Origin of the sequence: Actinotignum sanguinis (genome assembly GCF_003957255.1) — a bacterium.
GTDB lineage: Bacteria > Actinomycetota > Actinomycetes > Actinomycetales > Actinomycetaceae > Actinotignum > Actinotignum sanguinis.
This window is the reverse complement of sequence record NZ_QDIE01000023.1, coordinates 1-18463: the sequence shown is the minus strand read 5'-3', so window position 1 is coordinate 18463 and position 18463 is coordinate 1. Positions and strand designations below refer to the sequence as shown.

14 protein-coding genes are annotated in these 18463 nt (G+C 61.8%); 7 read left to right on the top strand and 7 right to left on the bottom strand.

The annotated features are described in order from the left end of the window. Positions 1 to 20: 20 nt before the first annotated feature. The 4 genes from DDD64_RS06425 to hrpA all read left to right on the top strand — a co-directional run bounded on the left by DDD64_RS06425 (position 21) and on the right by hrpA (position 6949). Positions 21 to 1046, top strand: a complete 1026-nt coding sequence (locus DDD64_RS06425; protein WP_126135573.1) for an ABC transporter ATP-binding protein — start codon at positions 21 to 23, stop codon at positions 1044 to 1046. Next, positions 1043 to 1306 (top strand): hypothetical protein, encoded by a 264-nt coding sequence (locus tag DDD64_RS06420; protein ID WP_126135572.1) that lies wholly within the window; start codon positions 1043 to 1045, stop codon positions 1304 to 1306. The genes DDD64_RS06425 and DDD64_RS06420 overlap by 4 nt, the downstream gene beginning before the upstream one ends. Positions 1307 to 1327: 21 nt before the next feature. Continuing rightward, the gene (locus DDD64_RS06415) at positions 1328 to 1957 is read left to right on the top strand and encodes a hypothetical protein (RefSeq protein ID WP_126135571.1); all 630 of its coding nucleotides are present in this window, start codon (positions 1328 to 1330) and stop codon (positions 1955 to 1957) included. Positions 1958 to 2524: 567 nt separating this feature from the next. Continuing rightward, entirely contained in the window at positions 2525 to 6949 is a 4425-nt protein-coding gene (gene hrpA, locus DDD64_RS06410) for an ATP-dependent RNA helicase HrpA (RefSeq protein WP_126135570.1), read from the top strand. Between the two features lie 112 nt (positions 6950 to 7061). Here the strand turns inward: hrpA and DDD64_RS06405 are convergent, their stop codons facing one another. The 7 genes from DDD64_RS06405 to DDD64_RS06375 all read right to left on the bottom strand — a co-directional run bounded on the left by DDD64_RS06405 (position 7062) and on the right by DDD64_RS06375 (position 15093). After that, entirely contained in the window at positions 7062 to 7661 is a 600-nt protein-coding gene (locus DDD64_RS06405; protein ID WP_126135569.1) for a hypothetical protein, read from the bottom strand. 146 nt (positions 7662 to 7807) lie between these two features. Beyond that, complete coding sequence (locus DDD64_RS06400) at positions 7808 to 8821, bottom strand: amidase domain-containing protein (protein ID WP_126135568.1); 1014 nt, start codon at positions 8819 to 8821, stop codon at positions 7808 to 7810. Between the two features lie 455 nt (positions 8822 to 9276). Next, positions 9277 to 9975 (bottom strand): hypothetical protein, encoded by a 699-nt coding sequence (locus tag DDD64_RS06395; RefSeq protein ID WP_126135567.1) that lies wholly within the window; start codon positions 9973 to 9975, stop codon positions 9277 to 9279. A gap of 95 nt (positions 9976 to 10070) precedes the next feature. Next, positions 10071 to 11099 (bottom strand): hypothetical protein, encoded by a 1029-nt coding sequence (locus tag DDD64_RS06390; RefSeq protein WP_126135566.1) that lies wholly within the window; start codon positions 11097 to 11099, stop codon positions 10071 to 10073. Positions 11100 to 11191: 92 nt separating this feature from the next. Next, positions 11192 to 11845, bottom strand: a complete 654-nt coding sequence (locus DDD64_RS06385; RefSeq protein ID WP_126135565.1) for a low molecular weight protein-tyrosine-phosphatase — start codon at positions 11843 to 11845, stop codon at positions 11192 to 11194. An 887-nt stretch (positions 11846 to 12732) separates the two neighbouring features. Beyond that, on the bottom strand, positions 12733 to 13854 hold the full coding sequence (locus tag DDD64_RS06380) for an ABC transporter ATP-binding protein (protein ID WP_126135564.1): 1122 nt from the start codon (positions 13852 to 13854) through the stop codon (positions 12733 to 12735). A 285-nt stretch (positions 13855 to 14139) separates the two neighbouring features. Continuing rightward, positions 14140 to 15093, bottom strand: coding sequence for a LysR family transcriptional regulator (locus DDD64_RS06375; protein WP_164545942.1), 954 nt, complete (start codon positions 15091 to 15093; stop codon positions 14140 to 14142). Between the two features lie 48 nt (positions 15094 to 15141). Between DDD64_RS06375 and DDD64_RS08780 the strand changes: the two genes are divergently transcribed. The 3 genes from DDD64_RS08780 to DDD64_RS06365 all read left to right on the top strand — a co-directional run bounded on the left by DDD64_RS08780 (position 15142) and on the right by DDD64_RS06365 (position 18083). Continuing rightward, entirely contained in the window at positions 15142 to 15399 is a 258-nt protein-coding gene (locus DDD64_RS08780; RefSeq protein WP_164545941.1) for a hypothetical protein, read from the top strand. A gap of 126 nt (positions 15400 to 15525) precedes the next feature. After that, positions 15526 to 17049, top strand: a complete 1524-nt coding sequence (locus tag DDD64_RS06370) for an MFS transporter (protein WP_126135562.1) — start codon at positions 15526 to 15528, stop codon at positions 17047 to 17049. Continuing rightward, the gene (locus tag DDD64_RS06365; protein WP_126135561.1) at positions 17049 to 18083 is read left to right on the top strand and encodes an L-idonate 5-dehydrogenase; all 1035 of its coding nucleotides are present in this window, start codon (positions 17049 to 17051) and stop codon (positions 18081 to 18083) included. Before DDD64_RS06370 ends, DDD64_RS06365 begins: the two co-directional genes overlap by 1 nt. The last annotated feature ends 380 nt before the right edge of the window (positions 18084 to 18463 follow it).

Here is an 18463-nt window from a genome sequence, read left to right as displayed (position 1 = left end):
CCAGCACGAAAGGACTGCCTGTGATAACAGTTGAAGCCCTGACAAAACGCTACGGCGCGACCACCGCGGTCGATAACCTGAGTTTCCAGCTCCAGCCCGGGAGAATCACCGGGTTCCTCGGCCCGAACGGATCGGGCAAATCCACCACGATGCGCTGCATTATGGGGCTGGATCGCCCCACCTCCGGGCGTGCCCTTATTGCCGGGCTTCCCTATGAGCAGCTCACCTCCCCGCTCACCACGGTGGGTGCACTGCTGGACGGTAAAGCATTCCACGGTTCGCGCAGCGCGCGCAGCCATCTGCAAATTCTGGCTGCCACCCACGGGATTCCCGCCCGGCGCGTGGACGAAGTCATCGAGCTAACCGGAATCGGGAGCGTGGCCAAGCGCAAACTCAAGGGCTTCTCCCTGGGGATGGGCCAGCGGCTCGGCATTGCCGCGGCGCTGCTGGGCGATCCGGAAGTGCTGCTCTTTGACGAACCCGTCAACGGGCTGGACCCGGACGGGGTGCGCTGGGTGCGTCTGCTCATGCGCACGCTCGCGCAGCAGGGCCGCACCATTCTGGTGTCCTCGCATCTCATGAGCGAAATGCAGCAAACCGCCGATGACCTGCTGGTCATCGGGCGCGGGCGCATGATTGCTTTCGGGCCCATCGAAAGCTTCACCGAGGCCGCGGCAAATACCACGGTGCTGGTGGCCTCCCCCAACCGGGCCGGCTTGGAGGGCGCGCTGCGGGCAGCCGGGCTGGACTTCCAGGATGCTAGCGAAGTCGCGCCTGCGCCGGGTGGGTCGGGTGCGCAAGCTGCACCGGGAACACCGGGTGCGCAAGCTGTGCCCGTTGCGCCGGCCGCCCCGGTTGCCCGTTTCGCGATCCCGGGCGGTTCACGCGCGGACATCGGCAAAATCGCCTTCGAGGCGGGGGTACAGCTAGACGAACTGACTACCATCCACCGCTCGCTGGAAGATATTTTCATGGACCTGACCGGCCACGACGTTGAATACGGCGCGGGCCGCCCCGCCACGAACCTCCCGGGAGGCCACCGATGAGTAACGCTTTTGTTCCTGCTTCCGGTACCGTCACGCCCGGCACGGCCGCACCCGGCCCCGCCGCGCCGCAGCTAGCCCAGCTTCCCCCGCGCATCAGCCAATTCGCCGCGCCGAACTACCGTGTCACGCTGGGCCGCTCGCTGCGCTCCGAACTGCGCAAGATCCTCACGCTGCCCTCGCTGCGCTGGACGCTCATCATCGGCACCCTCTTCTCCCTGGCAATCACCGCACTGACCGCCTGGGGTTCCAGCGAGCTTTAACTCAATGCCTACGCCACCGCCATGGGAGCGGAGCATTCGCTCGCCGCGTACGTGCTCATCAGCGCGAGCAGCATTTTCCAGATCATTATGGTGGCTTTCGGTGCCGTTACGGTGTGTTCCGAATACGCCGCGAACACCATGCGCTCCACCGTGAGCGCCGACCCGCGCCGCTGGCGCAACGTGGCTGCCCGCACTCTCGCGCTCAGCCTGGTGGCACTGGCCACCACGCTTCTGCTCCTGGTGCTGGGTGCCGTGGTCGGTACCCTCTTCGGCCTCACCATCGGCTTCAGCGGCGACGCCTGGTGGCTCTTCCTCAATTTCATCATCGCCATGGTCACCTCCGCGTGGATGGCCTTGGGAATCGGCTATCTGCTGCGCAGTTCCGCCGGCACCATCGTGCTCATCCTCGCGGTGATGATGCTCTCCCCGGTGCTCGCGCTCATTCCCTCCGAGTTCGTGCGCACCTTTGTGATCCCCTACCTGCCGCCGATGCTCCTTACCGCGGCCCTCAGCCCGCCCGGCCTCAATGCCGGCGCGGACGTCGCCTCGTTCACGGTTTCCAGCCCGGCACTTGGCCTGGGGCTGTGGTGTGCGCTGGCGGTGGTGCTGCTCGCGTTGGGCGGGTGGCGTTTCTCGCGTTCTGACGTGTAGGCACGGCTGAGGTACGGCACCTGCAAGCGCAGCGCCTGCAAGCACCGCACGTTCAAACGCGACACGCGTTTTAAGCACGACGACGCCGTTGGGGCCCGGGCACGCCGCCCGGACCCCAACTGATTCCTACCCGCGCCACAAAAAGCAACAGCAACTACATTAACTTTTCCAAAACATGCGCTAGCGTTGCATTCTGTGCAGCCCCGGCTCGGGGCGTTGCATCCTGCAGGTGGCCCGTGTCGAGGTGTCGCATCCTGTTAGCAAAATTGTCAAGACGTTGCTTTCTGCGGGCCCCGGTGGCGACATGTTGCTATATGTGAACACCCCGACCCGAGTTCTCCACACTTGTCCACGTTGAGCAGTAGACAAGGGCCCAATCCGACACACAAAGTGGTACCCGAGCTACAACCACCACCCGATTTCCTGTCAGGGAGTACCACTGTGTAGGGCCATATGCGATACAGGACCACTATGCTTCCGTTGCAGGCGGCGGAAGCATGCTACGTACACCAATGTCACTCTGACCGATAGGAAGCTCCGGGGAGGCGTGGAATAATGAGGCACGATATGGATAAGTCTCAGGAATCCGCAACACACTCCGGTAAGCGCGGCCGGCGCGGCCAGCGTAACAACCGTGGCAGCCGTGGCAGCCGCAATCCCCGTGGTCCGCGCGGCCCGCGCCCCTTCACCCCGGCACAGCTGGAAGCCCGCAAGGCGGCTGTTCCACGGATTACCTACCCGGAAACTCTGCCTGTCTCCGCCCGGCGCGCGGAAATCCGCGAAGCCATCGCCGCGAATCAGGTGGTCATTATTGCCGGGGAAACCGGTTCCGGGAAAACTACCCAGTTGCCGAAAATCTGCTTGGAGCTGGGCCGGGGCATCACCGGGCTCATCGGGCACACTCAGCCGCGGCGCATCGCGGCCCGCTCGGTTGCCGAACGCATCGCGGCCGAACTGGGGCAAAAAGTTGGCGGCGCCGTCGGCTATCAGGTTCGTTTCACCGAAGAAGTGGGCCCCACCACCCTCGTCAAACTCATGACGGACGGCATCCTCCTCGCGGAAATCCAATCCGATCCGCAATTGCTGCGCTACGACACCCTCATCATCGACGAAGCGCACGAACGCTCCCTCAATATCGACTTCATCCTCGGCTACCTCGCCCGCCTGCTGCCCGCGCGCCCCGACCTCAAAGTCATTATCACCTCCGCCACCATCGACACCGAACGTTTCGCCGCGCATTTTGGTGAACACCGCGCGGGCGGCCGCCCCGGCGACACCGCGCCGATCATCGAGGTATCCGGGCGCACCTACCCGGTGGAGATCCGGTATCGCCCCCTCGATGAGGAACAGGACGCCGAACACGAGGAGCAGCACGACGACGCCGGTGCGCAGCGCGTGGCCGCGCCGCGCACCCCGGGCCGGGCCGCGGCACTCGATCAGGTGAGTGGAATCGTGGCAGCTGCCGAGGAACTCATGGCGGAAGGCGAGGGAGATATTCTGGTCTTCCTCTCCGGGGAGGGCGAGATTCGGGATACCGCGAAGGCTCTCGATGATGAACTCGGGGCCAGGTATGTGAGCCCCGGGGGCAGGTCCAGCGCGCCGGGTGCCGTGGAAGTACTGCCGCTGTTTTCGCGCCTCTCCGCGGCGGAACAGCACCGGATTTTCCAGCCCGGGCCCTACCGGCGCATTATCCTCGCCACGAATATTGCGGAGACTTCCCTGACCGTGCCTGGAATCAAGTACGTGATTGACCCGGGCACCGCCCGCATCTCGCGCTACTCGAATAAGACGAAGGTGCAGCGCCTGCCTATCGAGCCGATTTCACAGGCCAGCGCCAATCAGCGCTCGGGGCGGTGCGGGCGCGTGACGGACGGGGTGGCGATCCGTCTCTATTCCGAGGATGATTTCCTGGCGCGGCCCGAATTCACCCAGCCCGAAATTCAGCGCACCTCCCTAGCTGCGGTTATTTTGCAGATGCTCGCGCTCGGGCTGGGCGCCGTCGACGATTTTCCCTTTATTGACCCGCCGGAAGCGCGGGCGGTGCGAGCCGGCACCCAGCTTCTCGAGGAAATCGGGGCGATTAGCTACGGTGCGTTTGGGGCTGCGAGCGCATTTGGCAGCGAAAATCGCCACACCCCGCGCCTGACCGCCGTCGGGCGTCAGCTCGCGCGCCTGCCTATCGACCCGCGGCTGGGCCGCATGCTGATCGAGGCGCAGCGCAACGGTTGCGCTTCCGAAGTGCTCGTGCTGGTGGCGGCGCTGTCGGTGCAGGATGTGCGCGAGCGCCCCACCGAGAAACGCGCCCAGGCCGATCAATTCCACGCGCGCTTCACGGCCGGCTCGTCGGATTTTCTCGCCTACCTGACGCTGTGGCGCTATTTGCGTACCCAGGCGCGCGAGCTATCCGGTTCGGCATTCCGGCGCATGTGCCGCGCGGAATTCCTCAACTACCTGCGCTATCGGGAGTGGGCGGACGTGGTGGCGCAGCTGGAGCAGATGGCGCGGCCGCTGGACTTGAGCATCCGCCGCCTCGCGCTGCCCAGCTCGAAGCAGATCCGCGCCGCGGAGCAGGCAGGCGCGCCCGCGCTGGGCGGAGCTCCGAATTCCGGGGCGGTAGCCCACGCGTGCCGCGAGCTCGGGCGCGGCTCGGATACCCCGGAATCCGGGGCGATTCATCGTTCGCTGCTGGTGGGCTTGCTTTCCAATATCGGCAATTATTCCCCACGCAGCCGCGATTACCTGGGCGCGCGCGGCACACATTTCGTGATCTGGCCCGGTTCGGGCCTGCACCGGCGTACCCCCGAGTGGGTCATGGCCGCCGAGCTGGTGGAAACTTCCCGGCTTTTCGCTCGCACCGTGGCCGCGATACAGCCCGAGTGGATTGAGCCGCTGGCGAAGAAGCTGGTGCGGCGTTCCTATTCGGAACCGTATTGGTCCGCCAAGCACGGTGCGGCGATGGTCCACGAGAAGGTAACGCTCTACGGAGTGACCCTCGTGGCGGATCGGCCGGTGTTGCTGGCCACTTCCGGTTCGGATGCGGCGCGCGAGCTGGCTCGCGAGATGTTTATCCGCCACGGCCTGGTGGAAGGCGAGTGGCGCAGCCATCACGAGTTCCTGGCACGCAACCGCGCGGCCCTCGAGGAAGCCAGCCGCACTGAAGACAAGCTCCGCCGCCACGGCCTGGTGGCTGATAATGATGCGCTGGCCGCGTTTTACGAGGAGCGCATTCCGGAGAGCGTGGTCTCCGGGCGGCATTTCGATTCCTGGTGGAAGAAGGAACGGCACGCGCGCCCCGATCTGCTCGATTTCACCCAGGATTTCCTGCTGGGTAGCGCGGGTGGTGGCGCCGGTGAAGAGGATTTCCCCACCGAATGGCACCAGGGTGATATCACCCTGCCTATCACCTACACTTTTGCGCCGGGCTCGTTCAACGACGGCATCACCGTGGACGTACCCATCGCGCTGCTGCCGCGGCTGCGCCCGGAGGGCTTCGACTGGCTGGTGCCCGGGATGCTTGACGAACTGGTGGTTGCCACGATTCGCTCGCTACCCAAACGCGTGCGCCGCAACCTGGTACCCGCCCCGGATGTCGCGCGCGATATCCGCGCCGTACTGCCCGGTTGGGAGGAGGCCGTGCACGGGCCGGAACCGGTTTCTTTCGCGGAGGCTTTCCGGGCGGCCACGGCCCGCGTGCGCGGTATTGAGATCGACGACGCCGCCTGGCAGGAGGTGAATCTCCCCGCGCATCTGACTGTGAATTTCCGGGTGCGTTCGGAGCGGGGCGCGGTGCTTGAGGAATCGACGTCGCTCGAATATGTGCAGCGCAGTCTTGCCCCGCAAGCCAAGGCGGCGGTGGAAAACGTGGTGGCCGGGGCGGTGGCTCAGGCCCTCGATGAAGCGCGGGCGCGACTGCGCGGGGCGGGCTCCGCGAAACACGGCACGAAGCACACCGCGAGCGCGTTGGCCGCGGGTGCGCCGGCCACGGGTGAGAGCGGGCCGGCCACGGGTGAGAGCGGGCCGGCCACGGGCCTGCCATCCACGAGTACGTCGGCCGCGGGTGCGGGTACTGGTTCCGCTCCCGCCGATACGCTCGCGACCGGGGACGCTCTGAGCGGCTGGCCCACGGTGGAGCAGGGGATCATCCCCGCGGTTATCGAAACCGAGGGATCGGCCGGGACGGTCCGCGCCTATCCGGCGCTCGCTGACCGCGCCGGGAAGGTTGTGTTGGATGTGGTGGCGGAACCGGGCGAACAAGTCCGGGTGCATCGCGGTGGTGTGATTCGTTTGCTCGCGGATGCGCTGGCATTGCCCGAGGGCCGTATCACCTCGCGCTGGGATGGAGAACTGGCTTTGCAGCTGGCGGGTAGTCCGGCGCCTTCCACGGCGGCGCTGGTGGCGGATCTGCAGTGGGCGGCGGCACGGAATCTTGCCGACCGTTGGGGTGAGGCCAATGATGCCAGTCCGGAGGAGTTGCGTTCCGGGCGTGAATTTGAGGAATTGCAGGCTTGGGCTCGTGACGAATTTGAGGACGAAGTGTTCCTGATTGCGCAGGGCGCGGGCAAGGCTGCGGCTGCGTGGGCGCAGGTGGAGCAGCTGGTGCGGGATAATCGCTCGGTGGCACTGCTTGCCACGATGAGCGACGAGCGCGCTCATCTGGATGCGCTTATGCCCCCCGATTTTGTGCGGGCCACGCCGGCAGCACGCTTCTGGGATCTGCCGCGCTATCTCCTGGCCGCGAAGCTGCGCATCGAGAAGGCTGCCGTGAATCCGGCATCCGATGATTCACTCGCCTGGCAGGTACAGACCGCGACAGACGCGGTGGAAAGTGCCCGTGAAGAAGCCAGTTACGCAGCTTTCGATCCGGGCCGCGCTCAGGTGCTCGACCACGCACGCTGGCTCCTGGAAGAACTGCGTGTCTCGCTTTTCGCCCAGCAGCTGGGCACGAAGGAAAAAGTTTCCGTCAAGCGCATCCAGAAGCTGCTGGCCAGCTAAGTAATTCGCCCGCCTAGATACAAAACTGCTCCCCGAAGTGGAACCATATTAAGGCACCACATCGAGGAGCAGTTTGGGTGATGAAATGTACAGTTACACACGGCAAATATCATCACTTCTCAGTCACGAAGAATCCGCGTGTCGCTTCGAAATCAACCGTGGAGTTTCCGTACTTTTCCCAGACGTTATCCGCCAGGTTTCCCTGCGGTGACACGTGCCAGAAGTAGGCCGAAATCAGTTTCCCCTCTGCGTAGTTGAGAGTCTGGAGGGCACCGAAACCGTCCGTTCCGGCCGGCGCCTGGCACTTGTCTCCCCCGCGTTCCATGCCAACGCCGCCGCACTCCACATAGTAGACAGCCGCGTAATCCAGGGCGGTGTTTTCATCCAGCGGACCGAGCGCGAAATTCTTCTCCAGAGCACTCACGAGTTGTGCAGAGTTCTTTTTGTCGAGAGCGACAATGGGCGCCAACTCGGTGTCGCTTACTTCAACAGTTCCATCCCCAGAAAGTACGGTCTTTTCACTTAGATGCGTCTGGCCCGGAATGACCCGCTCGGATAGCTCTGTCAGAGTACGAGCGTTCCCTGCGCCGTACATCATGTTCCAGTTCTTTTGCGAACCCGAATCCTTGAGTTCATCATTGAGAGCTGCGGAAACCCGCGCGAGAGCTTCATCCGAGCCACCGGTAGCTGATACCGGCGCATCGCTGGTCACGGAGGTTACTGCCGTTCCGGTTGCATCAGATTCAGCACCTTTTTCCGATGAACATCCTCCGGCTAATAAAGCCAAAGTAAGCGTCCCTATGAAAGCCAGGTTTTTTCTTACAAACATGCTGATACCTCTTTCAGAGATTCGGCTTATCACCACGATCCGAAGACAGCCCAAGCGTCAGGATCTTCGAGCCAACCGCTTGCACGTCCAGACTGTCGATGATCTGCAATAACCCAGCCGACATAGTCACTCGTATGCTGCGCGATAAGTCGGTTGCCGCCACTTCGCGAAACAACATATCCGACGTGCTCGTAATAATGATCACCATCATAATCCGCAGCGATTACAGAGCCAGTGTTCATAGCGTCCATAAAGGAACTCACGCTAGTTTTCCGCGCCCCGGGTGACCCTGCGCCTAGGTAATACGCAAGATTGTTTGCCAGACGCCATGCTTGGGTATAAGGCTTCCAGGACCCGTCAAAACGCTTTCCGCCCGCGACCATAATCTGAGAAACGAAGTTGGTGCAATCGTAACGGTAGCTCGTATAGGCAGGATTACGCCCATAAGCCCACTTTTGTGCATACGCATTAGCTGCGTTAATATCGCGCCCGCTTCTTGTCGCCATTGGGGTCAGAGGTGCCCCCAACGACATCGCTTGAGCTTCCAACGCCTCAGCATTGTTTTCGGTCATAGGTAACAAAACAGCTAACTCCCGAAGTTCGTTCGCCCCAGGATTATCGTTCAATCGCGTGATGCTTACCTCGATATCAGCTACAAGGAACGAATTCTTCAGTCGAGAAAGGTGCCATAGCGTTTGAGAGACACGGTGCCGAGAGTCCATTGAGCACTCCCACCAGTCCCCAAAACTATCCTCAGTGAGTTCTGGTAAGTTGCATTCGGATTCCAGAATGGCAATCTCGTCTGCAGCGACTGTACGCCAGTATTCGTTAGCGGCCTCAACATCGTCGTACGTCAGTAGTCCTTCAATAACTACGCCATCCGAGATTTCATATACATTTCTTGTCGAATGCGAGTTTCCATATTCCGCTATCGGAGTCGTCGACACCTCGACTCTTTCGACTGTTTTATTGTCAACTGACATGGACATCCCCACAGCAAGGAGTGGAGTTACAGCTAGAGAAAATAATTTCTGTATAAACATGATTGGGTCCTCATACGTATTGAGAGGAAACAAGAATGGCGGACCGTGGCGTGAGCGCCCGCGTATTTCTTATACGCATCATTGCCTATAAGACCGCGTTAGGATTCGTTCTGACGGCAACTATCTCGTCCGCCTTAATTACATAGTAACTAAATAATCTATCTCCACGCAAGATTTCATTTCGTTCAATTTCGACCGCTTGATCCCAGCAGCTGGGCACGAAGGAAAAGGTTTCCGTCAAGCGTATCCAGAAGCTGCTGGCCAGCTAAGTGCGGCAAGCGGGGTAAGACCCGCATGAGCCTCAGGTTTCACGCAAGTCACAGACTTTCATACGAACCCCAGCGAGGGTGCTATGTGTTGTCAGAGCTGTACTTCATTTGTCACACATGCGAAGTACACCCCGGAAAAACACCCTGCCTCGGCGGCGCGGAACACGTCGTCGTACTTCTTGAAGCTTAGAGCAAGCTGACGATGCCCATCATGACGGCGGCCAACAGCGCGCCGGCGATCATTCCGCCCCACCATTCCAGCTGGTCCCCACTGGTGACGCGGTCAAGAGACTGCGGCTTGAAAGGCAGCACCGGCGCGGTATTGGGCAGCAGTTTCGGGCGCTGCTCCAAGGCCCTCATGAGAGCTTCCTGCTCCGGGCTGGCTTCTTCCACATTGGCGAGCCCGCCGTAGCCCTTTTCCGTTTGGCGCAGCGGAAGCAACGTTCCGGGCTTGTTCTCGGCGAAGCCCGCTTGCTCAGCGCCATGCACCGCAATAACGGTTCGGAAATCCGCGGTTTTATCCACGGGGCGAACCACCACCGGCACCATGAGCGCCTGCTTGCGCCGGCTATTGCCAACCGTGCGCATCCGCCGACTTTCATCGGTTCCCAACACTCGCGCAACCACATCCACCCCGGGCGCTACCGGTGTTTTATCGCGAATCAGCCACGGCAGCGCCAGTAGGAAAGCCACCACCGCGAAAGCGGGAATCAGGTAGAGAGCACGCGAACCGACCAAGGCATTCGGGAAGGTGATGAGGCCGAGCACCACGCCCGCGCCTAACCCCCACAGGGCACCGGTGCATACCCGCCGGGCATGATCGATAGGCCGCCCCGCCGGAAGGTTACCTTCCCGCCAAATCTCAGCCACAACGTTGGTGCTCATACGTCCTTCCTCTTCTCTCGCGCAATTAGTCGCCGGCGTGATCCCCGCATTCCCGCAGTGCACGGCCCAATCCGTGCTTTCCATGGTAACCCGCGTTAGCTCAGGCTTTCACTTTCCAGCACCACATCCCCGTTTTCTACCCGGAAGCGCACGGTGTGCTCCCTCTCGAAAACCCGCGCGGTGTCCGAACGCTTTTCCCAGCTCAGCGGGGTAACGAGCCGCCACTCATAACTACGCTCCAAGGTGCCTCCCCGCACACTTACGGTTCCGCCCAGCCCCTCTACGGCCGCGCTCACCTGCGGCTTGTCTTTCCAGCTCAGCTTCTCCTTGCGGATATCCCCGAAAGCACGATCCTTGCGGAAAGCTGCCGGGCAGCCAGCTGGCGGCGTCGTCGTACCATCACCGCGCACGCACCCCTCCACGAGGCGTTCCACCAGTTCCACTGCACGTTCACCCGCGGCCGGGGTGGCCTGGGCGCGCAGCGTAGCGGTCGCGGTCTCGCCCGGCCGCACCGTGGCGGTCGCGCCGGCCCCGAAGGTCACGTAGCGCGAATCGCCGGGTGCTGCGACGGCATAATCGCCGGGGAAAGCCGGAGCAACCTCACGGGGCGCGAGGGCGACCGGCACGTCGTTAATGCTGGTGAGCGCAGGAGGCGTGGGGGTGGCATGGCCGGGGGCCAGCTCGGTCTCACGCTCCACGCGCAGCTGGCCGAGGGCGCCCGCGCTCACGTGCCAGCGCGCGCTCAGGATCGGGGTGGTGCCGCGCCGCACCAAAGTAATGCTCAGGGACTCTTGGGTGCCGTGATACGTGACGACGCCGTCTACTCGCATTCCGACGGCGGTCTGACTCGTGTCGCGCACCTGGAAATCGGCGGGCCGGCCCGGGACGGCGCGATAAACTTCGTCGCTCAGCAGGGCGAGGGAACCGGAAAGCACGCCGGGATCGGTGAGGTCGAGGGCAGCGCGAGCGCGGCCTTCTTCGAGCGCGCCCATATACCGGCTGGCCACGGCCGCGGGCGAATAGTACGTGGCAGCTAGAATGTGGCGCACCGCCAGCAGGGCCAGGGCGATGAGGAGCAGCGCGAGCAGCCCGAGCAATACCCGTGCCCGCATCCGAGACCGCATAAATATACGTTTGCGGCCGTTCGTCGGAGTGCCACCATTCATCGACACGACACCAGCCATCGGCACGCCGCCATCCGCGAAAACGCGCCCGGTCACCGCGATGCGGGGAGATTACTGCGCAGCAGCTCCACGAGGTGCTCAGACCCGGCTTCCACGCAGGCGAGCGTCGCTTCGAATTCGCGCGCCGAGCCGCCCCACGGATCGGGAACATCGAACTCGCCGGATGAATAATAAAAATCGGAAGAGTGCTGGCGGCCCGAGGCGCGCCCGGCGTCGTCGGAAAGAACCCCGCCGTGCCCGAAAACACCCTCCGGAGCAATCCCCACCTCCGGCAGCGCGAACTCGGTCCACAGGTGAATATTGGTCAGAGATAGAGAAAGGGAACGGCACAGCCTTCGCACCGCCCGCGCGTGCCCGGTGGTCATGGCAAGAATCAGGCCGGCGTTTTCCAGCTCCTCGGCGGTGACACGGTGAGCCCGGTGGCGTTCAGGCAGGCCATAACCGTGTTCGGTGAGGGTTCGTTGGGCGGGCGGGTAAATCGGGTTGCCCGCCTCCTCGTTGGAGACCCCCGCGGAGGCCACCGCGATATCGATACCGGCATCGCGCAACCGCTGGCGCAGCACGATTTCCCCCATGGGAGATCGGCAAATATTCCCGGTACAGACAACAAGAATGCGGGGCCGTTCCGCCAGCGCGCGAACGACGCCCGCACCGGGGTAGGCAGCGGGAGTGGCACTTTCCGTCATGCTGGCAAGTTTAGGCACCGCGCCTGAAAAGTTTTGAGCAGTAGGTCTCATCGAGTGCATACTACGCTGAAAGTATGCAGAATCCCGGGATAGAAACACCCGGGCACCTCCGAGCGGGCGGCCCGTATCACCCGTGTTGAACTGCGGAAAAGTTCCATCGCGGCAGTTCGGGACGGCGATTACGCATAATCGCAGCTGAAAGCGCGTGATTTTCGCCACGACCCATGCGGGAAGCGGGTAATTACGATTTCACTCAGCTTATGTTGAGCGAAGAAGAAAAATCACCAAAAGAGAAAACCCGAACTACTAATATCGAAAATCCTTGTGCGCCCCATCAGGAAAACGGTGCGCACAAGGACGCACTCTAGAATTTTTTAGTCACCCATCAATGACAACAATAGAAATAATGCCCCGCCGGTCATAGCAGCACAATTCAGAAACGACAGTACTCCCGCAACTCCACTACTCAAATCCCGCTTGAGTATCTGATAGAGATAAAGGGATGAGCCAATGCCAGCCGCACCGGACAGCATAATCGCAGCCACGACAGTTCCGCTCTCATTGCATAGTACAAGCAGGCTTAGTAGATAGAGAATAGCCGACACGGAAGCCAGCCCCAACATCCTCCACGTGATGCCATCTACATACGACCGTTTCATCGCAACAACCTCAATCAGGCTAACACTGGGTCCCTACGGCCCACCAGAATAACCCGTAGCCAAAACCGGCAGCTAAACCCCTAGGACTGTTCCACAACCTAAAATGGCGGGTTTTCCCGAATGATTTTCGCGAAAACCCGCCATTTTGAAGGGGCTACTCGGGAGAAACTCCCCCCTCTACCATAGCCGCCTAACTACGCGGCCACTGCCCTGGCGGCCTAGCATCGCCTAGTTAATGCGCGTGCCATCCCCGGCGTGGAAGACATGGATAGCATCCAAGTTCGGGGTGGCGTACACGGTGTCACCCACCGCGGGGGCCTTGAACGGCGGGATACGCACAACAACCTGGGAGGAGCCATCGCCCGATCCGAAGCCGGACTTCTCCACCCCGGCGATCTCACCGTAGACGTAGTTATCCGACCCCAGGTTCTCCACCATATCCACCACGATCGGCACCGAGCTTTCCCCGGGCTCGCGCGTCAGCTCCGTGAAGGACTCGGGGCGCACGCCCAGGATTACCTTCCCCTTATCATCTGGGGTGATCGCGTCAATCACCGCGCGGGGGAGGTGGATGCGCGCTTGGCCGAGAACTGCGGCGTCGCCCTCAACATTAAAGGTGCCGAGGTTCATGGCCGGCGAACCAATGAAGCCCGCCACGAAAGCGTTTTGCGGCCGGTTGTACAGCTCATCCGGGCTGCCCACCTGCTGCAAGACCCCGAAGTTCAGGACGGCGATGCGGTCGCCCATGGTCAGCGCTTCGGTTTGGTCGTGAGTGACGTACACCGTGGTGGTGCCTAGCCGGCGCTGCAAGGTAGCGATCTGGGTGCGGGTTTGCACGCGGAGCTTCGCGTCCAGATTGGAGAGCGGTTCGTCCATGAGGAAGACCTGCGGGTTCCGCACAATCGCGCGGCCCATCGCCACGCGCTGGCGCTGCCCACCGGAAAGCGCCTTCGGCTTGCGATCCAGATACTCGGTCAAGTCAAGAATCTGGGCGGCTTCCTTGACGCGCTTATCAATTTCTTGCTTCGGGGTGCGCGCAATCTTCAGCGCGAAGCCCATATTTTCCGCCACCGACATATGCGGGTAGAGAGCGTAATTCTGGAACACCATCGCGATATCGCGATCCTTAGGCGAAACATTGGTAACATCGCGGTCCCCAATGTAGATGCGCCCGTCATTAATATCTTCCAGGCCGGCCAGCATGCGCAGCGACGTTGATTTACCGCAGCCGGACGGGCCAACAAGAACAAGGAATTCCCCGTCAGCAATTTCGAGGTTGAGTTGATTTACCGCCGGGGTATCCGACCCCGGGTAGATACGCGATGCGTTCTCAAATGTAACAGATGCCATTACTGGTCCCTTCACCGGCAGGTACGTGCCGGACGATCCGAGTGAAGAGTGCCGTGATGGGCACCCGAAGTTCCAGCAGATACGGTGCGGACGAAGCCGTTAACAGGCCGCGATGCCCCCGCGCCCGGAATGCCCGGGCCCATATACAAATGCTGTGACTTCAGAGTGTCCACTCTGACACAGTCGCCCTGTGCGACATACTCAATTTTGCCAGGAGCCAGCGCGGATTTCCAGCTCTGCTGCCATTTTTTGCGCAAAGCTTCCAGGTTTTTCCCGGGTTCGGCCTTAGCTGGTATCTCCAGCATCACCCCGCTGCGGCTGCAGGGAATGTACCCCCGCGGGTAGCGGAATAGCCAGAATGAGATCGCGTAGATACTGCCCAATGGGAGTCACAGGCACCGCGGTATTGGCCACCACGGCGACTTCCCGCCCGTATTCTCCCGCAATGGGAATGGCTCGCAGCCCCTCGTGATCACAACTCCGGAAAGCCAACAGGTTGATAACCGGGGTGAGGAGCCCGGCCTCGCACATATTAAGGAGGGTCTGCGGCTGCTCGGTACGGAATTCCGCGATGCGCGGCTCCAGCTGCCACACATCAAAAGCAACGCGCATTTCCGGATCGATAGTCAGGCCCGGCGCCCCGGTCAATCCCAGGGTGATCTCCGCAAGATCGCCGGGATTCACGACTTCAACACCCTGAAAATCCGGGGAATTCTGACGAACCACCGCAACATAGGGCTCCCACCATAGGCGCTGCGAATCCGGGATAGAGGGAAGGGAGCTAAATTGCGAAACGATGGCGAGCTGCGTGCTTCCAGAGGTCACCTTATCCAATAATTCCGCGGACGTACGCTCCAGCAAATTAACCGAGATACCGGGTTCTTCCAATTGCAATTGCGCCAGCAAACCGGGGCAGAGCACCGCCGACACCGAGGGAATTACCCCCAGGGTTACCGAACCAACCAGGCGCCCCGATTCGGTATGGAGTTCCTCCACCGCATCGCGCAATTTCACCAGGATTTCTTCGGCCCGCGGCAGGAAAGTTTCCCCTTTTGCAGTGAGAGTACAGGGCACATGGCTGCGGTCCACCAGGGTATGGCCCGTTGCGCGCTCCAAATTCGCAACGTGGAGCGATACCCGCGACTGACTGCTGTGGAGCAAACGAGCCGCCCGCGAAAAAGACGATAATTTCGCAACAGCAACGAAAGACTCCAACCATTCAAGTCGGTCGATGCGCATAAAACCCTCCACGACTGTGTGGCACCAACGCGGTCTCCGACAATATACATGGCTTTCAACAAGTTCCCCGCGCGGCGAGTCGGCTCCCCCGGTGGCGCGCGACGGCGCGCCACCGGGGCGGCGTCGTCGTTCCACCGCACCCGCACCCACCCGGATACCCGCACTTTTCCGCGATATGCAGCGGCTGTAGCCCCGCGTCGCAGCACCACCGAAGCCACCGCCCGCACCTCGATGACACCCCACCCGCGTATCACTATTCGAAATCCGCATATGACATATCGAAATATCGCCGCCTCCCGCGCGTGATTTCGGCGTATTCCGGCCCGCATACTGAAGCCAACGGAGCTCGCTTACCCCGCCTGGCTTAGCCCAACGGAAAGCAGCTTCTTATCAGTTAACACAACGAAGTGAAAGATGTGGAAGGCACCCGTCATGTCCAAACAACACCCGCCGGGAACAGTAACCGCCCCGGTGCCCACGCGCTCAACCTCCGACCTCGTCAAAGCCGCGGTCTCCGGTTGGCTCGGAACAGCTCTCGAATTCATGGACTTCCAGCTGTACTCCCTGGCCGCCGCGCTCGTCTTTAAAGACATTTTCTTCCCCGCCGGCCACCAGTCCATGGCTATCCTCGGGGCCATGGCCATTTACGGCGTGGGCTACGTAGCCCGCCCGCTCGGCGCCTGGTACTTCGGGCGACTCGGTGATCGCATCGGCCGTACCAAAGTCCTCTTTATCACCATCGCCATGATGGGCGTGGCCACCACCCTCATCGGCTTCCTCCCCACCTACCAGGTGGTAGGCATTTGGGCACCGATCATGCTGGTGATCCTGCGGCTTATCCAAGGCTTCGGAGCCGGCGCGGAAATCGCCGGTGCCTCCGTGATGCTGGCCGAATACGCCCCGCGGGAACGCCGCGGCATTATTTCCTCGCTGGTTGCCCTCGGCACCAATACCGGCACCCTGGGCGCCGGCGCGATCTGGGCGATCATGCTCGCCACCATGGGCACGGATACCGTGGTCGCGTGGGGCTGGCGTATCCCCTTCATCGCCTCGGTTGTGCTCATGGGCCTGGCCGTATTTATTCGGCTTCACCTCAAGGAATCGCCCGTTTTCGAGGCTGCAACCAGCGGAGAAATTTTGGACGACGCCGCACTCGTGGCCACCTACGACCAGCCGCTCCCGTCGCGCGCCGAACGCAAGCAAGCCGCCACTGCCGCGGCCGAAGCCCGCGCGGCTGCAGCCGCCCAGCGTGAAGCAGCCGTGGATGAACTGGCCAAGACCCCTAAGTCGTTCAAGGCCTTCATGGCGGCCTTCGCCCTGCGCTTCGGCCAGTCCGGCAACTCCGGCATGGTGCAGACCTACCTCATCACCTTCCTGACCGCCCAGATCCTGGTGGCCAAGGATATGGCCTCCGCCGTGGTGGTGTACTCCTCGCTGGCCGGATTCATCACCGTGCCGATTATCGGTTGGATCGGTGATCGCATCGGCCGCGAGCGCACCTACCGCCTGGTCACCGGCCTCGGAATCCTCCTTATCATTCCGTGCTTCTTGCTCATGGTCTCCCCGCAGTTCCTCGGTGAACTCAATGCTCCGGAACTGGTGGACGGGCAGATGGTGGACCATTACGGAACCCCCACCATGCTCTTCTTCATCGGGTACATCGTGCTGCACAACATCACCGTGCTGGCCATGTTCTCCCTGGAAAACATCACGATGGCCGAATGCTTCGGCTCCGCCCACCGCTACGAGCAACTGGCACTTGCCAAGGAAATCCCGAATATGGTCACCGCCGGTTTCGGCCCGCTCATTGCCGCCGGCCTGGTGCAACTCTTCGGCGGCTCCTGGATTGCCTGCGCAATTCTCATGTTTGTTTACACCGGAGTCACCCATATCACCGCGTGGCTCATGCCCGAAATCACCGGGCGCGACCTCACCATCAAGGAGGATGCATTCTAATGAAAGCTGTACAAGTTCGTACGGATACCCCCAAGCAGATTCACATCACCGACGTTCCCGATCCGGTTGCCGGCGCTGGCGAAGTACGGGTGCGCATGGAATGGGGCGGCATTTGCGGCTCTGATCTGTCCTACTGGAAGAACGGCGCCTCCGGGACTGCGATTATGCGCGAGCCGCTGATCCTTGGCCACGAAGTTGCCGGGGTTGTGGACCAGGTAGGCGAGGGCGTTGCCGGCGTTGAGGCCGGCCAGCGAGTGGCGATCTACCCGCCGACCCTGGTGGGTGAGCATGATATTCCGGAAAGCACCCGTGGCAAAGATAATCTCTGGCCGGAAGTCCGCTACTTTGGCTCCGCCGCTTTCTTCCCGCACGAGCAGGGCGGTTTTTCCACCTACCGGGTGGTGCGCCCCGATCAGCTGCGTATCTTGCCGGAGAACGTTTCGACCAAGGAAGGCGCCGTCGCCGAACCGCTCGCGGTAGCGATGCATGCCGTGAGCTTAGCCGGAGATCTTTCCGGCAAGCGCGTACTCGTGAATGGGGTGGGCCCGATTGGGGCACTGGCCGTGGCCGCCGTGAAATTCGCCGGCGCGCGTGAGGTCATCGCCTCCGACGTCGCCGCGGAATCCCTGCGGGTCGCCAGCGCGATGGGTGCCACCAGCACCGTCAACCGCGCCGCCGGCGAAACCCTCCCCGCCGACGTGGACGTCACCATCGAAGCCTCCGGTGCCGCCGTTGCTATCGGCGATTGCCTCATGGCGACCGTTCGCGGGGGCACCATGGTTCAGGTGGGCAACCTGCCCGCCGGTGAAGTTTCCGTGGTGCTTGGGCAGCTAGTTACTCGCGAAATCACTTACAAGGGTTCGTATCGTTTCAATCCGGAGTCCATGGACGCCGCGATTGACGCGATGGCGCGCGGACTGGATGTTTCGCCCGTGCTCACGCACGAATTTAAGATCGACGACGCCGCGGCTGCTTTCGCTACCGCGGATGACCGGTCCACGGGGTCTTCCAAGGTCATGCTCCAGCTCAGCTAAGCGGAGCCAGCCGGTGTGACCTCGCCGCGCGGCACCCAAGCGCTCTCAAGATGGCAAAGGGGCACGGACTGTATTGTCCGTGCCCCTTTTCCGTGCCTTTTCCGAGATCTGCTTACGTGCCCCTTTTCTGCACCCTCTGCCCGTCCACGAAATGCAACTCCCTGACAGCAGACCCCACAGGATGCAACCCCACGACAGCGAAACAATTTCTTAAGGGGGTGCGGACGGTTTCCTAGAGATTTTTAAGGAGATAGTTCAATGAATAAGAAACCGGGAGTTGCAAACGGGATCAGGTACTCCGCCAAAGACAAGCAAAGAGCTCTCGCCATCCTGGAAAAGCTTGGCTCTCTAAGGCAAACAGTCCTAGAACTGGGTTATCC